Annotated in this window: 16 protein-coding genes; 8 read left to right on the top strand and 8 right to left on the bottom strand. The window is 50.8% G+C overall.

What is annotated here, in order from left to right; translation table 11 throughout:
• The first annotated feature begins 151 nt into the window (after nt 1–151).
• From metX to BM185_RS09650, 6 genes are read left to right on the top strand one after another with little or no spacing between them, the layout of a single operon-like run.
• Nucleotides 152–1333: a homoserine O-succinyltransferase MetX gene (gene metX / locus BM185_RS09675; RefSeq protein WP_091963865.1), complete on the top strand. Its 1182-nt coding sequence runs from the start codon at nt 152–154 to the stop codon at nt 1331–1333.
• On the top strand, nt 1333–1923 hold the full coding sequence (gene metW / locus BM185_RS09670) for a methionine biosynthesis protein MetW (protein WP_091962813.1): 591 nt from the start codon (nt 1333–1335) through the stop codon (nt 1921–1923). The genes metX and metW overlap by 1 nt, the downstream gene beginning before the upstream one ends.
• 18 nt (nt 1924–1941) lie before the next feature.
• Complete coding sequence (locus BM185_RS09665) at nt 1942–2397, top strand: DUF4426 domain-containing protein (RefSeq protein WP_091962809.1); 456 nt, start codon at nt 1942–1944, stop codon at nt 2395–2397.
• A 7-nt stretch (nt 2398–2404) separates the two neighbouring features.
• Entirely contained in the window at nt 2405–3007 is a 603-nt protein-coding gene (rdgB, locus tag BM185_RS09660) for an RdgB/HAM1 family non-canonical purine NTP pyrophosphatase (protein ID WP_091962806.1), read from the top strand.
• Nucleotides 3004–4212 carry a radical SAM family heme chaperone HemW gene (hemW, locus tag BM185_RS09655; protein ID WP_245751746.1) on the top strand — a complete coding sequence of 403 codons (1209 nt, stop codon included), beginning with the start codon at nt 3004–3006 and terminating at the stop codon, nt 4210–4212. Before rdgB ends, hemW begins: the two co-directional genes overlap by 4 nt.
• On the top strand, nt 4209–5240 hold the full coding sequence (locus BM185_RS09650) for an extracellular catalytic domain type 2 short-chain-length polyhydroxyalkanoate depolymerase (RefSeq protein ID WP_091962803.1): 1032 nt from the start codon (nt 4209–4211) through the stop codon (nt 5238–5240). Before hemW ends, BM185_RS09650 begins: the two co-directional genes overlap by 4 nt.
• Here the strand turns inward: BM185_RS09650 and BM185_RS09645 are convergent.
• On the bottom strand, nt 5212–5736 hold the full coding sequence (locus tag BM185_RS09645) for a hypothetical protein (protein WP_091962800.1): 525 nt from the start codon (nt 5734–5736) through the stop codon (nt 5212–5214). The two genes, BM185_RS09650 and BM185_RS09645, sit on opposite strands and share 29 nt — an antisense overlap.
• Before the next feature lie 110 nt (nt 5737–5846).
• On the opposite strand from BM185_RS09645, the gene BM185_RS09640 reads away from it, so the two are divergent.
• Nucleotides 5847–6773: an AEC family transporter gene (locus BM185_RS09640; protein WP_091962797.1), complete on the top strand. Its 927-nt coding sequence runs from the start codon at nt 5847–5849 to the stop codon at nt 6771–6773.
• Here the strand turns inward: BM185_RS09640 and BM185_RS09635 are convergent.
• Nucleotides 6755–7156: a CoA-binding protein gene (locus BM185_RS09635; RefSeq protein ID WP_091962794.1), complete on the bottom strand. Its 402-nt coding sequence runs from the start codon at nt 7154–7156 to the stop codon at nt 6755–6757. The genes BM185_RS09640 and BM185_RS09635 overlap by 19 nt on opposite strands.
• A gap of 41 nt (nt 7157–7197) precedes the next feature.
• On the opposite strand from BM185_RS09635, the gene BM185_RS09630 reads away from it, so the two are divergent.
• Nucleotides 7198–7992, top strand: coding sequence for an enoyl-CoA hydratase (locus tag BM185_RS09630; protein WP_091962792.1), 795 nt, complete (start codon nt 7198–7200; stop codon nt 7990–7992).
• A 1-nt stretch (nt 7993) separates the two neighbouring features.
• Here BM185_RS09630 and BM185_RS09625 read toward each other — a convergent pair whose 3' ends face one another.
• From BM185_RS09625 to BM185_RS14665, 6 genes are all read right to left on the bottom strand, one after another.
• Nucleotides 7994–8302 (bottom strand): SHOCT domain-containing protein, encoded by a 309-nt coding sequence (locus tag BM185_RS09625; protein WP_091962789.1) that lies wholly within the window; start codon nt 8300–8302, stop codon nt 7994–7996.
• Nucleotides 8303–8335: 33 nt separating this feature from the next.
• A complete protein-coding gene (locus tag BM185_RS09620; protein WP_091962786.1) occupies nt 8336–12760 on the bottom strand; it encodes a bifunctional serine/threonine-protein kinase/formylglycine-generating enzyme family protein in 4425 nt (1474 codons plus the stop codon).
• A 15-nt stretch (nt 12761–12775) separates the two neighbouring features.
• Entirely contained in the window at nt 12776–13522 is a 747-nt protein-coding gene (locus BM185_RS09615) for a PP2C family protein-serine/threonine phosphatase (protein ID WP_218149427.1), read from the bottom strand.
• 9 nt (nt 13523–13531) lie between these two features.
• Nucleotides 13532–14446 carry an adenylate/guanylate cyclase domain-containing protein gene (locus BM185_RS09610; protein WP_091962780.1) on the bottom strand — a complete coding sequence of 305 codons (915 nt, stop codon included), beginning with the start codon at nt 14444–14446 and terminating at the stop codon, nt 13532–13534.
• Between the two features lie 29 nt (nt 14447–14475).
• Nucleotides 14476–15045: a hypothetical protein gene (locus BM185_RS09605; RefSeq protein ID WP_143089509.1), complete on the bottom strand. Its 570-nt coding sequence runs from the start codon at nt 15043–15045 to the stop codon at nt 14476–14478.
• A gap of 1 nt (nt 15046) precedes the next feature.
• A partial coding sequence (locus BM185_RS14665; RefSeq protein ID WP_177203525.1) for a hypothetical protein occupies nt 15047–19352 on the bottom strand: 4306 nt, incomplete at its 5' end.

Below are 19352 nucleotides of genomic sequence, written 5' to 3'. Positions count from 1 at the left end.
GGAGAAAAAGTTAATCCCCTATTTTAACTGAGCTTAGCCTGCGGGTAAACCAGTGCGCCCCTCTGCTAACCCGCAAGGCTGATAATATGTTAGATTAGCCTGCTATTTGTTTTTTGGCACCCGTGCCCTGAAAGTAAAGGATTCTGGCCTGATGATGACTTCCAACTCTGCCTCTGCCCGCGAGTTCCCTGCTGATTCGGTCGGTCTGGTGACCCCTGAAGCCTTGCAGTTTGACCAGCCTTTGGCGCTGGAATGTGGTTCCCATCTTGAAAGTTGGCAACTGATGGTGGAGACCTATGGCCAATTGAATGCAGATGCCAGCAATGCAGTGCTGATTTGTCACGCTCTTTCCGGTCATCATCATGCTGCCGGTTTTCATTCGGTTGAAGATCGCAAGCCGGGTTGGTGGGACAGTTATATTGGGCCAGGTAAGCCGATAGATACCAATCACTTCTATGTGGTTTCCCTGAACAATCTGGGAGGCTGTCATGGCTCTACCGGGCCTTCTTCAATTAATCCTGCTACCAATAAGCCCTATGGACCTGATTTTCCGGTACTGACTGTGGGTGATTGGGTGGACTCTCAGGCCCTCCTTGCCGACCGCTTGGGTATTCGCCAGTGGGCTGCAGTGGTTGGTGGTAGTCTTGGTGGTATGCAGGTTTTGGAATGGTCACTGCGTTTCCCAGATCGCCTGCGCCACGCTGTGATTATTGCCAGTACACCCAAACTTACAGCCCAGAATATTGCCTTTAATGAAGTGGCTCGCCAGGCGATACGTACCGACCCTGATTTTCATGATGGGCGCTATCAGGAGTTCAATACCATTCCCCGTTATGGCCTAAGACTGGCACGAATGGTTGGGCATATTACCTATCTTTCTGAGCATTCGATGGGTGAAAAATTCGGGCGGGATCTGCGTAAAGATCATCTAAATTATGGTTATGATATTGACTTTGAAGTGGAATCCTACTTGCGTTACCAAGGGGACACCTTCTCGGAAAGCTTTGACGCCAATACCTATCTACTGATGACCAAGGCACTGGACTATTTCGATCCTGCCAGCGATTTTCAAGGTGATTTGCCCAAAGCCCTGGCCCAAGCGAGCTGTCGCTTTTTAGTGGTTAGCTTCACAACCGACTGGCGTTTTTCACCCAGACGCTCGGAAGAGTTGGTTGATGCTTTAACGGCTGCCGGTCAGAGGGTCAGCTATGCGCGGATTAAGTCTTCGCATGGGCATGATGCATTTTTGATACCTGATGAGCGCTATGAAGCTGTTTTTACAACCTATATGCAAAAGGTTGCTGCCGAAGTTGAAGCTGGGGAGAAGCGTTAATGCGCCAGGACTTATCGATTATTGCCAATTGGGTTAAACCTCAGACCAGGGTTCTGGATCTGGCTTGCGGTGATGGCACCCTTTTGCATTATCTGGAAACCCATAAACAAGTGAAAGGCTATGGGTTGGAAATTGATGCGGAAAAGATTACCGCCTGTATCGGTTTGGGTGTGGATGTCATAGAACAGGACTTGAACCGGGGCCTGAAAAACTTTGCTGATGATAGTTATGACTTGGTGATTATGACCCAAGCTTTGCAAGTGCTCAGACGTCAGGATCTGGCTTTGGATGAGATGCTTCGTGTCGGCCGCGAAGCCATAGTGACCTTTCCAAATTTTGCCCATTGGACCTGCCGTTTGCACCTGGCACTTAAAGGCCGTATGCCCATGTCAAAAACGCTTCCTTACAGCTGGTATGACACCCCGAATATTCACCTTTTTACCTTCAAGGATTTTGAAGAGCTCTGTGAAGAAAAAGGCATACGTATTCTGGATCAGGCCGTGGGTGATTTTGCTTATGAGGGTCATTGGAAGGCCCGTCTTTGGCCGAACCTTTTTGGTGAAGTCGCGATCTACCGTATTAGTCGCTAGATTAAATTGAGGTTCAATATGAAGTGGGTCAACATCCTGATTTTTGCAGTACTTGCAAGCCTGGCTTTTTCGGCTCAAGCTCAAACGTCCAACTATCGGGAAGTGGGAGATTACACCATCTTTTATGATGTGCTGCCGACCACTTTTCTGGAACCCCAGCTTGCTCAGGCCTATGGGCTGACGCGCAGCCGAGGGATGGGTTTGCTGCGCATTACCGTGATGAAAAAAGATGATGGAGGCAATTTGCTACCGGTGGAGCAGCCAAGAGTGGCGGGCCAGGTTGGTAATCTGGCTGGGCAAATCAACCCTTTGAGTTTTCGGGAAGTTGAGGTAGGTCAGGGGGATGGCTATTCAACCATCAGCAGTTTTCGTTACAGCCATGATACGCCTTTGCGATTCAATCTGAGAGTAACCTATCAGTCGGGGCAGCCCGCTGAAGAACTGCACTTTATTCGTCGTTTATATATTGAGTGATTAGCCGATGTCGCGTTTGATTCTGGCCAGTGGCAATGCTGGCAAATTGAAAGAATTTTCTGAGCTTTTGCAGCCTTTGGGTTGGCAGGTTGAAGCTCAAAGTAGCTACCAGGTTGAGGAAGCTGAAGAAACGGGATTAACCTTTGTAGAAAACGCATTGATCAAAGCCAGAAATGCGGCCCAGGCAACAGGCCTCCCTGCTTTGGCTGATGACTCAGGAATCGAAGTGGATGCTCTCCAGGGAGCGCCGGGAATTTACTCTGCACGCTTTGCCGGACCGGGAAGCTCCGATGCCGAGAACAATACCAAGCTTTTAAACAGCCTCAAGGGTCTACCCGAAGCTGAGCGTAGTGCGCGCTACTGGTGTGTGCTGGCTTTTTTACGCTTTGCCGAAGACCCCACGCCAATCATTATTCAAGCCAGTTGGGAAGGCCGGGTGTTGACCGAACCTCGTGGTGAAGGCGGGTTTGGCTATGATCCGCTGTTTTGGCTGCCTGACCTGGGCAAAACAGCGGCAGAGCTGCCCAAGCAAGAAAAGAATCGGGTTTCTCACCGAGGCCGGGCCAGCCAACTTCTTGTTGAAGCGCTCCAGGCGCATGCTCCCAAGTGAGCCTACCACCGCTGGCACTCTACGTACATATCCCCTGGTGTGTACGCAAGTGCCCCTATTGTGACTTCAATTCCCATACTCTCTCCAAATCAGAAGCGACTGAGGGTCTGGATGCGGCAACAGAAAAAGACTATGTACTTGCCCTATTGGCCGATCTTGATCATGAAATTCGAGCCTGGCCGGAGTTACAGCAAAGACCTCTAACCTCAATCTTTTTTGGTGGCGGAACGCCCAGCTTGATGTCACCAGTTGGTTATGAAGCTTTTTTTGAGGGCTTGCAGCAACGCCTGCAACTGAGCGCTGACTGTGAAATTACTTTGGAAGCTAATCCGGGAACCGTTGAGCAAAGTCGCTTCACAGGTTATCGGGCGGCAGGTATCAATCGTTTGTCGATGGGTGTGCAGAGCTTTGCAACCCCTCAACTACAGGCTTTGGGGCGCATTCATTCCGGCAAGGAAGCAATTCATGCGGCCGAAGCAGCCCTTCTGGCTGGCTTTGATAACTTTAATCTGGACTTGATGCACGGCCTGCCACAACAAACCCCAGAACTGGCGCTTGCTGATCTTCAGCAGGCCCTGGCTTTACAGCCCAAGCATCTGTCCTGGTACCAGTTGACCCTGGAACCGAATACCGAGTTTTTCCGCAGACCGCCCGTATTGCCGGAAGAAGATCTCCTGGTAGAAATTCAGGATGCAGGTGCTGAGCTTTTATCAGCAGCCGGTTACCAAAACTATGAAGTTTCTGCTTATGCCCTGCCTGGGTTTCAAGCCAAGCATAATTTGAACTACTGGCAGTTTGGTGATTATCTCGGACTGGGTGCAGGTGCTCACGGCAAGTTGACTCGCCCCGACCCCCAGCAAGCAGGCGGCTTACAGTTGGAAAGACGCTGGAAAACCCGTCAGCCACAGGCCTATCTGTCACGCCTACTTGAAGGGCGGGACTTCCTGGCTGGAAGTGAGATGATTACTGCTGACCAGCGTCCAGTAGAATTTATGATGAACGCACTTAGACTCAAAGAGGGCGTCGCTGCCCAGCTCTATTCTGAGCGCACTGGTTTACCCGTTGACGCTTTAAAGCCCTTGATCCTGGCACTACAGCAGCAGGGTTTATGGACACAAGACCCTGATCGTTTGGCGTGCAGTGAATTGGGCTGGCGCTGGTTGAATCAGGTTTTGGAAAAGTTCTTGATTACGGATGAAGAATGATGCTGACTAAAAAAGTCTTATCTGGGTTGTTGCTGGTCTTCTTGCTGGGGCTACTGAGTGCCTGTGGCCGAGGTGCTGATTCTTATCCGCAACTGCCCAGCCTGGAATTGGATGCGGATCGCTTTTACGTTGCCGGCCTCTCTTCTGGTGGCTATATGGCTCAGCAGTTGCAAATGGCTTGGCCAGAAGAAGTGCAAGGAGCTGCAATTTTTGCAGCCGGCCCCTATGGTTGTGCCAGGCGAGGAGTGAATGCTGCGCTTCTACAGTGTATGGCGGTTACTCGGGGCAGGCCCAACACCTCGCGCTTACTGGAGCAATTAAGAGAAACTTCGGAAGCCGGTCAGGTTGGTGACTTGCAACAGCTTCAGCAGCATCGGGTCTTTATTTATCAGGCAGAAGCCGACCCAGTGATTCATGCCGCTGTAAGCCAAGCCGTGGTTGAGTTCTACCAGCAACTGGTACCCGGTGAGCAGTTGCTGGTTACCCAGGGCCGACGGGCCGGTCATGGTTTCCCAACGCTGGATAAAGGCGTTGCCTGTCAAAGAACGGCAAGCCCTTTTGTGAATGCTTGCGGTTTTTCCGGTGCCGCTCAAAGTCTGGATCACCTGGATGGACAGCGAACTCACTCACTAAGGGATCAACCCCAGGGTGAATTGCAAAAATTCAGTCAGAAGCCCTTTAGTGAAGCAAGCCGGGGTATGGCTGATTTTGGTTATCTCTATCGGCCACCTGAGTGCCAGGAAGAAGCCCAGTGTGGCCTGAAAATGGTGCTTCATGGCTGTGAGCAAGCCGCTGAAAAAGTCGGCCAGTCATTTATTGAAAAAAGTGGTTATCTGCAGGAAGCCGATGCGCGTCAGTTGGTTATGGTCTTCCCGCAGATTGACAGCAGCTTGACCAACCCCAAGGGTTGCTGGGATTGGTGGGGGTATGAGTCGAGCGCCTTTGATACACGTGAAGGGCCACAGGTTGAAGCCTTAAGAGGGATTTGGAAAACTCTGCTCAGCGGTTATTCCGCTGAGTCACCGTAAAGTCGAAATGGCTGCCATAACTCTGGCCTCTGGGGGGGTGAACCAAAACGCTGGCCCGCCAGACCATGACTTCATCGGTGCAAATGCCCAGTAAGGGGGTTGCTGTAAAGAGGCCTTCGCCCTGATGCTCGAATTGGGTACGGTTATAGCCCATATACATATCCCGTCCCTGTAAATCCAGCTCCAGGGTCAGGGCTTCCAGTTCTGCTTCTGTGAAGCCTTCCAGGACCACTTGGACAGGTAAGACTTCAACGGGTCTGGGGTTGGCGGTCAGCATTTCAAACGTTAGGCTGCGCCCAGCATCCAGTTCAACCTGACAGCTTTCTGAAGGTGGTTCACAGGCTTCAGCGGCAGCGTGCCAGTGGACATCTCCGGTCTGGCGTTGGCCGAGGTAGCTGGTGAGGTACCAGATGGCCAAGAGCATCACCAAGAGAGTGATCAAGATCAGAGGTTTGAGAGGGTACTTGCGCTTGTTTTCTAGAGCATCTTGGGTCATCAATAGATCCTGAACACCTGTTTTATTGAGCTTAACAAACGGCTAAATCCCCTGCCTGTGGCTGGATGCCGCATCCCTGTCAGGTGGTTGTTGAGGAGACTGAAAAACCAATGCTTGCTTTGATCCATGCACTGGGGCCTGTGTTTGTTGTTTTATTGTTGGGCGTTGTTTTAAAGCGTCTGGCTTTCCCCGCTCATGACTTTTGGCCTCAGCTCGAGCGCCTGGTTTATTTCTTCCTGTTCCCAGCGATGCTGGTGACTCGTCTTGCCCTGGCTGATTTTTCCGGGCTGGCAGTCAGCCGGGTGCTTCTTGCTGTCTTCCTGTTGTTGCTGGTAATGACCGGCATTACTTTGTTGCTTAAGCGTTTGATCAGCCGCGAAGGTGCTGAGTTCACTTCAGTTTATCAGGGTGGACTCCGCTTCAACACCTATGTTGCCTTGGCTACCTCCGCTGAACTTTTTGGCAGTCTTGGGTTGGCTTTGGCAGCCGTTATCATGGCACTGATGATTCCGCTGCTCAATCTTTTGTGTGTTTTGGTTTTTGCTGTTTATGGCGGTGAGCAAAAATCCGATTTACGTTCAACCTTTCTGGCGGTAGTTAAGAACCCACTGATTTTGGCCTGTGTGGTGGGTATTCTTTTAAATCTGACTGGAATCGGCCTGCCGGGCTGGAGTCAGCCGGTAATGGAAATTCTGGCCAGGGCTGCTTTGCCGCTGGGGCTTTTGGCTGTCGGTGTGGCTTTGAACTTGAGTGCCCTGCGCTCAGCAGGTGGGCCTTTGGTTTTTTCCAGTCTGCTCAAGCTATTGCTGATGCCTTTGCTGGCCATGGGAATGAGTCAGCTTTTAGGCTTGAGCACTCAAGAACAGGCGGTGTTGGTCCTTTTTGCGGCTATGCCTACGGCGACCAGTGCTTATATTTTAGCCAGACAGCTGGGCGGGGATGCGCCGCTGATGGCGGCGATCATCACGGCTCAAACTCTCGCCGCCATGCTGACTCTGCCACTGATGCTTTATCTGAATCAGCTTTGGTTTAGTTGAGCATGTTCAATTTTCGTACACTTATTTTCGACATAAGCCATCCCTTGTTTTTCGGCCAGTTGTTGGCACTCGGTGTTGGAAATACCGAGTTGTAGCCAAAGCGCCTTGGCTCCGATCTTCGCAGCTTCTTCAGCAATGGGCAGGCAGTCTTCGGCTTTGCGAAAAACGTTAACCAGATCGACAGGGCCGGGAAGAGCGCTAAGGCTGGGGTAGCAGGTCAGGCCCAGAACCTCACGCAAGCCAGGATTAATGGGAAAGATCTGATAACCAGCAGCTTGCAGGTAAGCGGCTACCTGGTAGCTGGCTCTTTCTGGTTTATTAGAGATGCCGACTATTGCTAGGGTTTTTGTGTTTTTGAGAATATCCTGAGGGCTAGGAAGCATTCTGTATCCTTATAGCTATCAATAATAATTCGGAGGATAACATGAGCATCTCAGCAACTGATTTGATTTCTGTAACTGACTTGGGTGAAGGCGTGCTGCGCCTGGAGCTTCAGGATCCATCCACCCGAAATAGTCTTTCTATGGCAATGCTGGATTTATTGGCTGTTAAATTGGAAGAAGTGGCAGCAAACAGCCAGTGTAAGGTGGTGCTCTTGTCGGCTGCTGGTCCGGTATTTTGTGCAGGGCATAATTTGAAAGAGGTGCAGGGGAATCTGGGTGATCAGGCTGCTCAGTTGGCCTTGTTCAATAAATGCAGTCAAGTCATGCAGCAGTTGGTGCATCTGCCTCAGCCGGTGATTGCCAGTGTTCAGGGGGTGGCTACAGCGGCAGGTTGTCAGCTGGTGGCTTCTTGTGATTTAGCAGTTGCCGAGGAAAGCGCCCGCTTTGCAACACCCGGCGTTAACATTGGCCTCTTTTGCTCGACACCCATGGTGGCTTTGACGCGCAATGTCAGTCGTAAGGCGGCTATGGAAATGCTGCTGACTGGTGAAATGATTTCTGCGGCCAGGGCTTTGGAAATAGGTTTAATTAACCGCGTGGCTACTGAGGGTCAGCAGGATGAAGTCGCCCTGGAGCTGGCCCGCTTGATTGCTAGCAAATCAGCTAAAACCCTAGCTATCGGTAAGGAAGCCTTCTATAAGCAGTTGGAAATGCCACTGGCTGAGGCCTATGACTATACCAGTGAAGTCATGGCAGAAAATCTGACAAGCTTGGACGCACGGGAAGGTATCAGTGCTTTTGTTGAAAAGCGCAAACCCCAGTGGAAAAATGCCTGAATTAACTCCAGGCAAGATAGCCTAAGGCTACAGCCAACAAAACTATGAGGCTCATTAGGAGCTGGTTTTTTTGCCGACATTTGCGGTCATCTCCGCTGCTGGTATCAACCCGCTGGTTGGCTGAACTTGGAGGCTCAGTAGGTTCTGAGCTTCCACTTTCTGTATCATCTAGTGGGATGGTTGTTTGCGGCTCGGTGTAATCATTATCCTGAGCCTGATCAATGAGGTCGGCTCTGGCCTGACGGTAGTCGTCCTTGGTTAGAAGCCCGTTGGCATACTGTCGGGATAGGGTTTTCAAATTTGTTTGCATGGCTTTTCTCTGCTCTTGCTATTTCTTGATGAATTATTCAGTCTGGGCGCTTTGTAGTTGCGTCGAAACAACCTCTTCGCGAATCAGGCGGAAGCCGGTTACACCATCCGCTGCCCCTGAATGGTTCCGGGTAAAATCGATACCACACTCAGCATGAGGGTCCTGGTAGGAACCTCCAACGGCAACCAGTTGGCCATTGCTGACGGTCAATTCTTGAACATTACCAATAAAGTTTTGTAAGCCCCAACCGTTTTGATGGCCGGTAGAGACTCGGTTGATCTGATCACCCTTGAGTACCTGGCCACCCAGGCGTACCCGGCAGTTATAGTCTCGGGGCGGTTGTTGGCCTTGGGCATAGGCAGCGTGGTGCCATTCCTGAAGGCTGGGCAGCCGGTAGGTTTTATCGGTTCTTGCTGACAGCCATTCGGTGTAGTCACGGACATCGTCAATCGACAAGCCTGTTCTGGGCAAGTCCTGGTCCTGATCAACATCGACCGGGCACTGGCCACTTAAAAAGCAGTACTTGTTCCAGTCTTCATTGGAAATTTCATATTTGCTGATTGCAAAAGAGCTTTGCTCTTCATCGCCAGGTACAACCACCATCAAGGGACCGCGTACCCTTTCATGCAGCATATCAAAGCAGATGGCACGGGCTCGGCGACCAAAACCAGCCAAGTCCTCGGTACAGGGGCGGTTACTTTCAATCGGGTCCCATTCCTGCCCGGCAACTTCAGCGCCGGTAATTTCTTCTGAAGCTCTCAGCGAGCGGATATCCATGTCCCTTTGCAGGATTTGGCCTTGCCAGCGTTGGGCCGCCATGCGCTCACTCAAACGAGCAATGGCACCCCGGTAGGTGGTGTTGTCAGACCAGAGTTGCCTGGCTTGACCCAGGTGACTGCGGGCTTCATCAAAGTTTTCAGCTTCGAGCGTTTCTTCGAAGCGGGCAAAAGTGCTTTCGGCTTCTTGAATACGTGCAGTCAAATCCTTTTCAAAATCGAGAACTTCCGGGTGATCAGGCAAGCGCTCTTTGGAGGCTTCCAGCATGGCCTGGGCTTCTGTCAGGCGCCCTGTTGATAGTGCCGCTCGCGCAGTTCGGCCTTGAGGCCAGGGTGGTGGAGCCAGGTCGGCACGCAAGCGGGCCAGGCGATTATTGCCTGGAAAGAGGATGCTGGCCCGGCTGGCCAGACTTTCGGCTTCACTGCGACTGGAGTCGGCAACACCCAAAATACGATCAATCAAGATGTTGGTGTATTGGCGTTCCAGTTCATTAAAGCGCCCTGGGGCATGAGTGCGAATTTCATCCAGCATTCTTTCTGCTGCTGGGGTATCAAAGTGTTCAGCTTCGGTGAATAGCTGGTTGAGTTCTTCAATGTTACCTTCAACCTGGAAGTTGTCGCGGGCATTTTGCAGCTGAAGATCGTTAGGTGCCAGATCCAGCCCGCGGTCGGCCATACGAACTGCGTCGCGATAATCGCCTTGCGCACCCAGGTTGTTGGTGAGTTCCAGGTAGGCTTCTGCCAGGGCATCGGCAGCTGTGATGGTTAGGAAGGGGTCGTCATCTTCCATATACCGGCGCAGTTCACGCAGGGTTGCTTCGGCTTCGTCAACCTCGCGTGCAGCGGCCTGGACCAGCAGGGTGTTTTGCATCCCTTCAACACGGGCGAGTTGTGCGGCTTCCTCACGCTCACTGAGAAACTCTTGGTAGTCTTCATCAATTCGGTTTCTGGCTTCGGTCAGCAAGTCTCCGGAGAGCCCCAGGCCTTCTGCCCGGTCGATGAGTGCTAAAGCCAGGTTGTACCGGCTGTTTTCTTCCAGCTCTTCACTGGCTTCCAGATAGATGCCTCGAAGCTGTTCCTGATAGCCTGCCAGGGTAGTGGAGTCAGTTCCCGGACTGGCTTCCAGCCAAGTCAGCAGACGCTGGACATCACTTTCCCAACTGCGGCCTATGTCAGGATTTTCCAGGAGTTCTTCCAGTTCGCGCTCGGCGGCCTGAGGCCCTATTCCCCTCTCAATTAATAGTAGCTGTTGGCCCAGTGCCATCCATAGATTTTGATGCTCTTCCAGGAGGGCATCACTTTCTTGGACTAATAGAGGGGCGGCCAGGCTGCCAAGAATTTGTAGTCCTGGATCACCAGGGGACAGACGCGACAATTCCATTAGGTTGTCTTTTTCACTGATAAAGGTGTCCAGGCTGGTGAAAGCGGTTTCCTGTTCACCAAAGCTTTCCCGTAGCTGCTCAATTCTGGCTTGGCGTTCCTGGCGTTCAACGGCCAGGTTCCAGCGGTCCTGGGTATTAATCAGGTCAATATCTTCCGGCATACGGGCCAGACCGAGATCCAAAAAAGTTCTGGCTTCATTCAGTTCACCCAGGTTAATGGCTTCCTGAGCGGCTGTGGCATAGGCATCAGGTATGCGCGGGTCATTGAGCAGGTTGTGATCTGGACGCACGGCGATAATGAGGGACAGGATTTCACTGATGCTTTCCGGATAATCTTCTCCCGGAAGCAGGTGGTCACTTTCAATGGCCAGATTGAGGCGCTGGCCCAGTTGGTGAAGGTAGCGGTTGCGCTCCAGGTCAAGATGATTGCGCAGGCCGATTGCGGCGGCTGAATCAGGGTAAAGCTGTTCCATGCGCGCCAGTTCATGGGCTGCCCGATCAAAATCATAGCGGCCTTCATCGACATTGACAGCCATGTTCATTAAGCCTTGCAGATAGGTTTGCAGTACGTCACGGGTGGTGTCGGTAATTCGGTTACGGGCGTTGACTTCCAGTTGGGGTAATTCAGCGATGACGTTTTCAATCAAGTGGGTTTCTTGGGTTTGTACTTGGTCAATCAAGCGATTGACGTAGAGTTCATCAAGAAAATTCATGGCGGGGTTATAAGCAGCCACGCCAAGAATAATTGAGAAGGCGGTGCCCAGCACCCAGGGGTTTTTGTGCCAGTTTGCCTTGCCTTCCAGCTCTTCCAGGAATTTTTCTACTGTTGGGGTGCGCTTTTCTTTTTCAAAAGCCAGGCCTCGTAAAAGGCCTTTCATTTGGCGTTTTTTAAGTCCCTTGATGGGCGTAGGAACCAGTTTGGCTTCCTGAGCCTTCAGCGCTGATTTTTTATTAAATGGGTGATAGCCAGTGAGGAGTTCATAGGCGACTACAGCCAGGGCATAAAGATCATCCTGAGTTGAGGGATCTTTGCCCTGAAGCATTTCCAAAGAGGCGTAGGCTGGGGTCAAGGCTCCCAGGTCACCAGCATCAAATTCATCATCCTGCTTGTCTTTTTCTTCTTCAGCGCTGGCGTTAACAGCTCGGGCGATACCAAAATCCAGGGTTTTTACAGTGCCATCATCACAGAGGAAGGCGTTGCCTGGTTTAAAATCTGAGTGAACAATATTACGCTGGTGGGCATAGGAGAGAGCTGCGCCCAGCTGTTCTATTAGTGGGAAGGCTTCTTCAAAGGGCAGTCCACCTTTGGGCCGCACCACCTTGCGAATGAAGTTATCCAGTGGCTTGCCAACCAGCAGCTCCATGGTGATGAAAACCTGGGTGCCGGTCATGCCGATCCGGTCAAAGTCATAGACCGTAGCAATATTGGGGTGAGCCAGTTTTTGTTGGCGGCTGGCTTCACGCTGGAGTGCAACAAAGGCCTGAGGGTGGGCTTTAAAGTCCTCCGTCAGTACCTTCATGGCAACATAAGGGTTGCTGTCCTTGGCTTCAACCTTGAGCAAATCCCGAGCTTGGAACACCTTACCCATGCCGCCTGCACCCAACACCTTATCCAGGATGAAGCGATCTTTAATAATCGAACCTGGCCCCAGCTTTTTCAGCTGAGGATTGGTGGCACCGGGAAGGTCCCAGGAGCGTTGCGAGGTATTGGTGGTACTGTAACCTGTCGAAGACGTTATGGATGAGGTTCTGGAGCTGGTGGATGTCCGTGAAGTGGACTGTCCCGTGCTGTCACCTTCCTCTTCTGAGAATTGAGTTAATTGGGTGTCTGGCGCTTGCCCAGGGTTGGCAATGACTGTGGCATCTTCATCCTCATCATCAGTTGGGGCTGCCTGCTCATAGCGGGTTAGCTGAGTATCCTGATTGGGAGGAGTGGCAATGACCGTGGCATCTTCATCTTCGTCATCATCACTAGGTTGAGGGTTGCCAGGATAGGCAATGACAGTGGCATCCTCGTCATCCGGGTCCGCCTGGGGTGCACTTCCTTGAGGGGTGGCTAGGACGGTTGCATCGTCATCTTCATCTTCTTCAGGTAGGGGTTGAACATCAGCAGAAATATCCAGACGTCTTGCTTGTTCAGAGGTGATCAGTCCCGCCTCCAGCGCCTGTGTTAAGGTCTGCTGTAGCTGTTGGCCTGTTATCTGCTGTTTTTGCAGAAGGCTCTGGAACATTACCTGCACCTCTGGAATGGCAATTTCGTTGTTTGCCAAGGCTTCCAGAGTGGGTTTCAGATCAACCATTTTTGCTACCTGCCCTTAGAGGATATCCACAACCACTGCAGTAACATTATCTTTGGCACCGCGTTTCAGAGTTAGATCAATCAGGCGTTGAGCGGTTTCTTCTGCTGAAGCTGATTGCTTGAGATGATCTTCAATTTCGTGATCTTCCAAGTGCCGGGTTAGACCATCACTGCATAGGAGATAGCGGTCTCCTGGGCTTATTTCGCAAAGATCAGCTTCTAGGTAGAGGTCTTCCTGGCTGCCCACAGCTCGGGTGATGATATTGCGATCGGGATGGCTTCTGGCTTCTTCACGGCTAATGATGCCTTGGCGAATGTAGGTTTCCACCTGAGAATGGTCAGCAGTTAGCTGGGAGAGTTGGCCATTGCGTGAACGGTAAATACGGCTGTCTCCAGCCCAGAGCAGGGCACCAAGTTGGGCATTTTCAATGACAAATAAAACCAGGGTACTGCCGATGATGTGTCTTTGCCCGTCTTCCTGAATACTTCTTCTGAGCAGATGCTGGTTGACTTGATCCAAAGCATCTTCAATGCTGTCCAGACGTTCAGCCAGGCTGCCTTCCATGGGGAGGCTGCGTAGGCTTTCCACAATCATGCGGCTGGCAACATCCCCTGCGTCATGACCACCCATGCCGTCAGCGACGACCCAAAGACCATCTTCGCAGCGATCAAGAAATGCATCTTCGTTGACTGGGCGTACTAGCCCCCGGTCAGTTTTACCCGAGGAGGCAGCAACGGCGTTAAGGGTTTCTGCAGTCATCATCCCTATCCTTTATAAGTTGGTTACATAGCTGAAGCTAACCAGTTCTTGAGGGTTGTCATTGAAAGCGCGTCCCAGACTAATTTGGCCTTTGCCAACCAAGGGTACTTCTTCACGTCGAACAAAAGCTTCACTACCATCGGCCTGCTGGATGTAGGTGCCATTGGTGCTTTGATCGACGAGGAAAAACTTGTCACGGCGTAGCTCTATCTTGATGTGCTGACGTGAGGCTAGGCTTTCTTTGACTGGGAGATCACAAGTTGCACTGCGTCCAAGAACAGCAAATTCACGCTCGCTGTTCAAGGTAATCTCGGAATCCTTGTATGTCAGAGTGAGCTTTACTGCCTCACCAATACTGGCAATAGCATTGGGGATGTCGGCTGACATCTGAGTAGCATCGTCTTCTTTCCATTCAAATTTAACAATTTCCACTGTGCCTTTGCCTTTGATGGGGGCATAGTCAACAAATTGAATGTCTTCTTGAAGGGCGGCATTTAAAAGCTTAGAAGTTTCACTCGTAGTAATGATTTGGTCGGCTTGTGCTTGAGCTGCCATACGGGCTGCTACATTGACGGCATCACCATGAACATCACCATCTTCCATGATAGCTTGTCCATAGTGAAAGCCGATGCGAATTTTGACTGGAACTTGCGCAAAACCTTCATCGTTGGCATCTTCCAGATTTTCCTGCATGTCGACGCCTGCCTTGAGGGCTGCTTCAGCATCTGGAAAGGTGCACATTATTTCGTCACCGATGGTTTTGATGACGGTTCCATCAAAGCGTTTGACCGACTCAGTGAGCAGATTCAAGGTGTCTGCAATTATCTTTCTGGCAGCTTCATCACCCAGGGAGTCGTATAGCTTGGTACTGCCGCAAATGTCGGCAAACATAATGGACATTTTTTTGGTTTTGGTAAAAAGAGCCATAGTGTTTATCACCTTTCTTCAATTAAGCCCTATTCAATGGGTAGGGGCTTGTGAGCATCTTCAAACATGTTCAGTGTAACGTGTTCGTTTGGATAAGGTACGTCGGGCCCCAGATCAAAGTCGTCAAACACAAACTGGTCTGCCCAATTACCTTCTAAGGAATCTCGGTCAATTGTTGCTGCTACCTGTATAAATTCCGTTTGCAAATGGCTGTATTCAGTTTCAACTTGTTGCAGTTCGTCAAGAAGCTCATGGTACTCTTTTTCTTGGCCTTCGAGCTTCCCAATTAGTCGCTGTATTTCGTCCAACATTCGGTCAATTTCCTGTTCTGTGAAGGCGGTCACACAATGGGGCTCGTCTTCACAGGCTGCCAGAGTTATTGCCAGGCCTGCTTGCAAATCTTTTAAGAGCTGTACTTCTTCTTTAAGTTCTTGCAGCGACATTTCATTCGGGTCGGCTTCCAGTAGCTGCAGCTCTGCTTCGGTGTCTTCTTGAGTCTCTAAAGGCTCATCACTCAGAGTCAATTCGTCCTCGGCAAGCACCCAGGTACCCCAAAAAATTCCCAGTGCCAGCATACAAGAGGTTAGTACCCGCTTCACACTAGTCTCCATCCAGCATGCGTTCGATCAAAGCTTCCGTTCTTGCAGCCGCTTTCATGGTGCTTTCGATAATCTGTTCCAATCTTTCTTCAGTGAGATCCAGGCCTGTGCGTTCAGCAAACATTTCCCGGCGCTCTCTGTTGAATTGCAGGCTTTCAAGAAACTGCACTCGGGTGTAAATGGTTTCAATAATGGCCACTTCTCTTTCAATGGCTTCCATGTCGATTTCCTGATCATCACCTAGCTCATCGGCTAACTGGTCTTCAAAGCCAGTGAAGTCCTGCAAATCACTTAGATAAGCTGCAAATTCATCTTTTTGGGTGCGATAACCGGCTAATAGCTCTTCCAGTTGTTGATGTCTTTCTGGGTTGCTGGTTGTTTCCAGTTCTGCTTCCAACTGTTGAATGCGTGTATCCAGCTCATCAATAGATGCAGTGAGCTCTTCCTGAGTGACATCGGGTGTACAGCCTTCAACTTCTTCACACTGGGCAAAGGCAAGAGCAACACCTTCACCTAAGCGACCGAAGAGGGTGAGGTCTTCTTCAAAGAGGGCTATATCAATAACTTCAATGGCACGTACACCCAAGATGGCGGCGGCTGGATTGACAAAGCTAACCGAAACACTGACCAGCTCTAAGCCGAGGCTTTGTTCAATATAACGCCGTGTATTATCTGAGAGATCAACACCAACGGCGCTGGATGCCTGACTGGGTTGTGAAGCATCTTGACGTTCAGCGCTGACAGCAAGTTCAAAGTCACCACCATTGAAATTCAGTAGCAGGCTGTCCGAGTTAGTAATGCCATTGGCTGCTATGATGCGACCATTGCTAGCCGTTACGGTACGTTGGCCGTTGACAAGCAAGTCCCCCTGACCGGTCAGGTTGTTCGCTGTTGTACTGCTGTCACCCACAGAAATGAAGGTAACACTGCGTTGTGTTGTGATATTGCTGTTTAATTCAATATCGCTGCCTAGGAAAATTAGGTCGCTACCGACATTCACAGGCTCGTTGATTCGTAAGCGGTTGGTGTTGACAGTTGTTCGGGTCGTTCCAACTAATGGAAGTAAAGATTGATTATTTTCAGGTTCAAGCAGACCACCAATAACTAAAACACCCGTGTGTTCGCTCAGGTCTGGAAGAACGAGGTCGCTTGCGCCCAAAGTCAAATTGGTGCCGCTGGCGGGTGTGTCAATAGTTAAGCTGCCATCTCCTCTGACTTGACCTTGCGCCAGGGTTTCGGTGGCGGTGTAGTTCCATCGGTTATTTCCTGAAAGTTCAAGATCACCCTGATAACTGCCGTTGGAAGTAAAGGTATTTTCGACACCACTGCCACTGGTTAAAAGATTAAAGCCGGTAAATTCCAGAGTATAGTTTTCACTGACGAGTTCGCCACTGGAGGCGCCGGTCAGAGCCCAATGATTAGCATGCTGTTGACTACCTAGCAGGATATCGCCATCACCAATCAGGGTTTGTATGTTGCTGAAATTGGTATCCAACTCCAATTCAATGCGTGTATTGGCCTGGCTGATATCCAGGGTATTGCTACCCCCTTGGCCATTGATAGAGCCCGTAATTCGACCATTACCCTCTAGTTGGAAATGGTCATCCTCGTTGCCGCCAATAAAATGAGTAAACCCTGAGTAGTTGGCGGCTCCATCAGAAAGCACGTCACCATTCGCATCGAGCAGTCTGATATTGTCACTGTTGCTGATGAGTCCTTCATTGTCTCCTGTTAGAGTCCACTGATTACTGGAAAGCTCATAACCAGTTAGGGTTGATTCACCCAGACCGAGCAAAAGGATAGATTGAGCTTCCAGCAAGAGGCCGTTGAGGTTTAATTCGTTAGCGTTAGGCAGCATTTCCAGCTGGATCGCTGCATCAGTGGTGACTTGAAGATCAAACTCAAATGGCAGACGCTGAAGATAAATGTCCCCCTGGTGGCGTTCACCACTCGCTCTGCTGCCTATTTGGATGTTTCCAGCAGTGACCTGAATGTCTTCAGTCAGGCGGTAGAGAACATCTTCGGCTTCAGCACTGCAGTTGGTCAAGCAGACGTAGAGATCTTTGTTGCGATCTTGAGCGGCCAGTAAAGCTGTTCCTGCTCCAGCATCAACAGTTAGGGCACCTTCGACTGTAAACTGATCGGTCACTAGGCTGATATCGCCGTTAGAGTTTGCAGTGTCAAGCGTAATACCCTCTTTAAAAATCAGTTCTCTAGAGTTCAAGATAATGCTAGTGGCCGAAACGTCTCCACTTAGCTGGGTGATACCTGTGGCGGACTCAATAGCAAAGTCGCCATTAATGTTTGCTTGTTGCAAGTCAATATTGCGGGCCCTGGCCAGGGTTAGGTTGTAAGGGCCACTGAGTGCTTGGGAGAAAAGAAGATCACCCGTGCTACCGGCATTCAGCACTAAGTCGCTCTCAAGTGTCACCGTGCTGAGGTAGTTCTGGTTGTTACCCTGAGTGGAAATCGTATCACGCAGGAAAAGCTCGCCGGTCGTTTCCAGCGTAAGGTGGCTGTTTAAATCCAATTGACCGGCATAAATGGCTCCTTCATGATCAGCCTGACCAATATATAAGTGGTCTGTAGAGATACTGATCGCGTTCAGGTCATAGTGCAGTGCCTGGGCTGATGCAAAATTGCCTGCACTTGCCTGAGCAATGGAGAAGTTGGCTGTTTTATCCACAGGTGCTAAGCGGAAGCTGCCATTATCAGCAATCAATTGCCCGTTATCACCCAAAGTCAGTGCGTTAACCCGAGCAACGATGGCTTCAGCATCCTGAGTATCTGCTCCCAAAGCAGTCACGCTAGAGTTGTCGGTTAACTCAGCCGCGTCAGCCTGAACCCAGATCCGCTGGGCCAGTAGATCACCATCGACACTTAAAGTGCCGGAAGCGGAATCCACCTGGAAATTGCCATTCAGTTGCGTTGATTTAAGACTAACGTCCTGAGCTTCGGTGATCGTCAAGTTGTTCAGGTCAGACCAGACATCACTGGCGGTAATGCTGCCCGAGCCGGTACTCAGAGTCAGGCTATTGTTATTGCCATTTAATGTGGATTGGAAGTCCAGACTGCTTGCTTGAAGAGTGCGGTTTCCGTTCAGATTAACCATACCGGCATAAGTCTGAGTGCCGGTGGTGGTGACATCACCAGCCAGATTGGCAGTATTGGAAACACTCAAGGATGCAGCGTCTAAACTGACTTGTAAATCCAGACTGCCATCAATGACCAAGTCATCCAACTGGGAGACAGTGCCATTAAAGGTGGTATCGCCAGCAATGGACAGATCGTTATCATCACCCGTGACACTGGCTGCAAAAGTGAGTGAAGATGCTTCCAGGGTGCGATTCCCTTCAAGAGTCACCGCACCGGAATAGGTTTGTGTACCTGCGGTAGTGACATCACCGGCCAGGTTAGCGGTATTGGACACACTCAGGGATGTGGCCGCTAAACTGTCTTGTAAACTCAGGGTGCCATCAATGACCAAAGCATCCAACTGGGAGACAGCGCCATTAAAGGTGGTGTTGCCATTAATGGACAGATCGTTGCCATCACCGGTCAAGGTATCCTCAAAAGTGAGTGAAGATGCTTCTAGCGTGCGATTCCCTTCAAGCGTTACCGCACCAGAGTAGGTTTGCGTACCCGTGGTGGTAACATCCCCGGCCAGGTTAGCGGTATTGGACACACTCAGGGATGCGGCGTCTAAACTGGCCTGCAAATCCAAGGTGCCAGTAATGTCCAGATCATCCAGCTGGGAGACGGTGCCATTAAAGGTGGTGTTGCCATCAATAGACAGGTCGTTATCATCACCCGTGACACTGGCTGCAAAAGTGAGTGAGGACGCTTCCAGGGTACGATTGCCTTCAAGCGTTACCGAGCCGGAATAGGTTTGCGTACCTGTGGTGGTGACATCACCGGCCAGGTTAGCGGTATTGGACACACTGAGGGATGTAGCGTCTAAACTGGCTTGCAAATCCAAGGTGCCATCAATGACCAGATCATTCAGCTGGGAGACGGTGCCATTAAAGGTGCTATCACCAGCAATGGACAGATCGTTATCATCACCCGTGACACTGGCTGCAAAAGTGAGTGAGGACGCCTCCAGGGTGCGATTCCCTTCAAGCGTTGCGGCACCGGAATAGGTTTGCGTACCCGTGGTGGTGACATCACCAGCCAGGTTAGCGGTATTGGAAACACTCAGGGATGCAGCGTCTAAACTGGCTTGCAAATCCAGGCTGCCATCAATGACCAGTGCATCCAACTGGGAGACAGCGCCATTAAAGGTGGTATCACCAGCAATGGACAGG

Source organism: Marinospirillum celere (assembly GCF_900112235.1).
Classification (GTDB): domain Bacteria; phylum Pseudomonadota; class Gammaproteobacteria; order Pseudomonadales; family Halomonadaceae; genus Marinospirillum; species Marinospirillum celere.
This window is presented reverse-complemented; position numbering and strand designations above follow the sequence as displayed.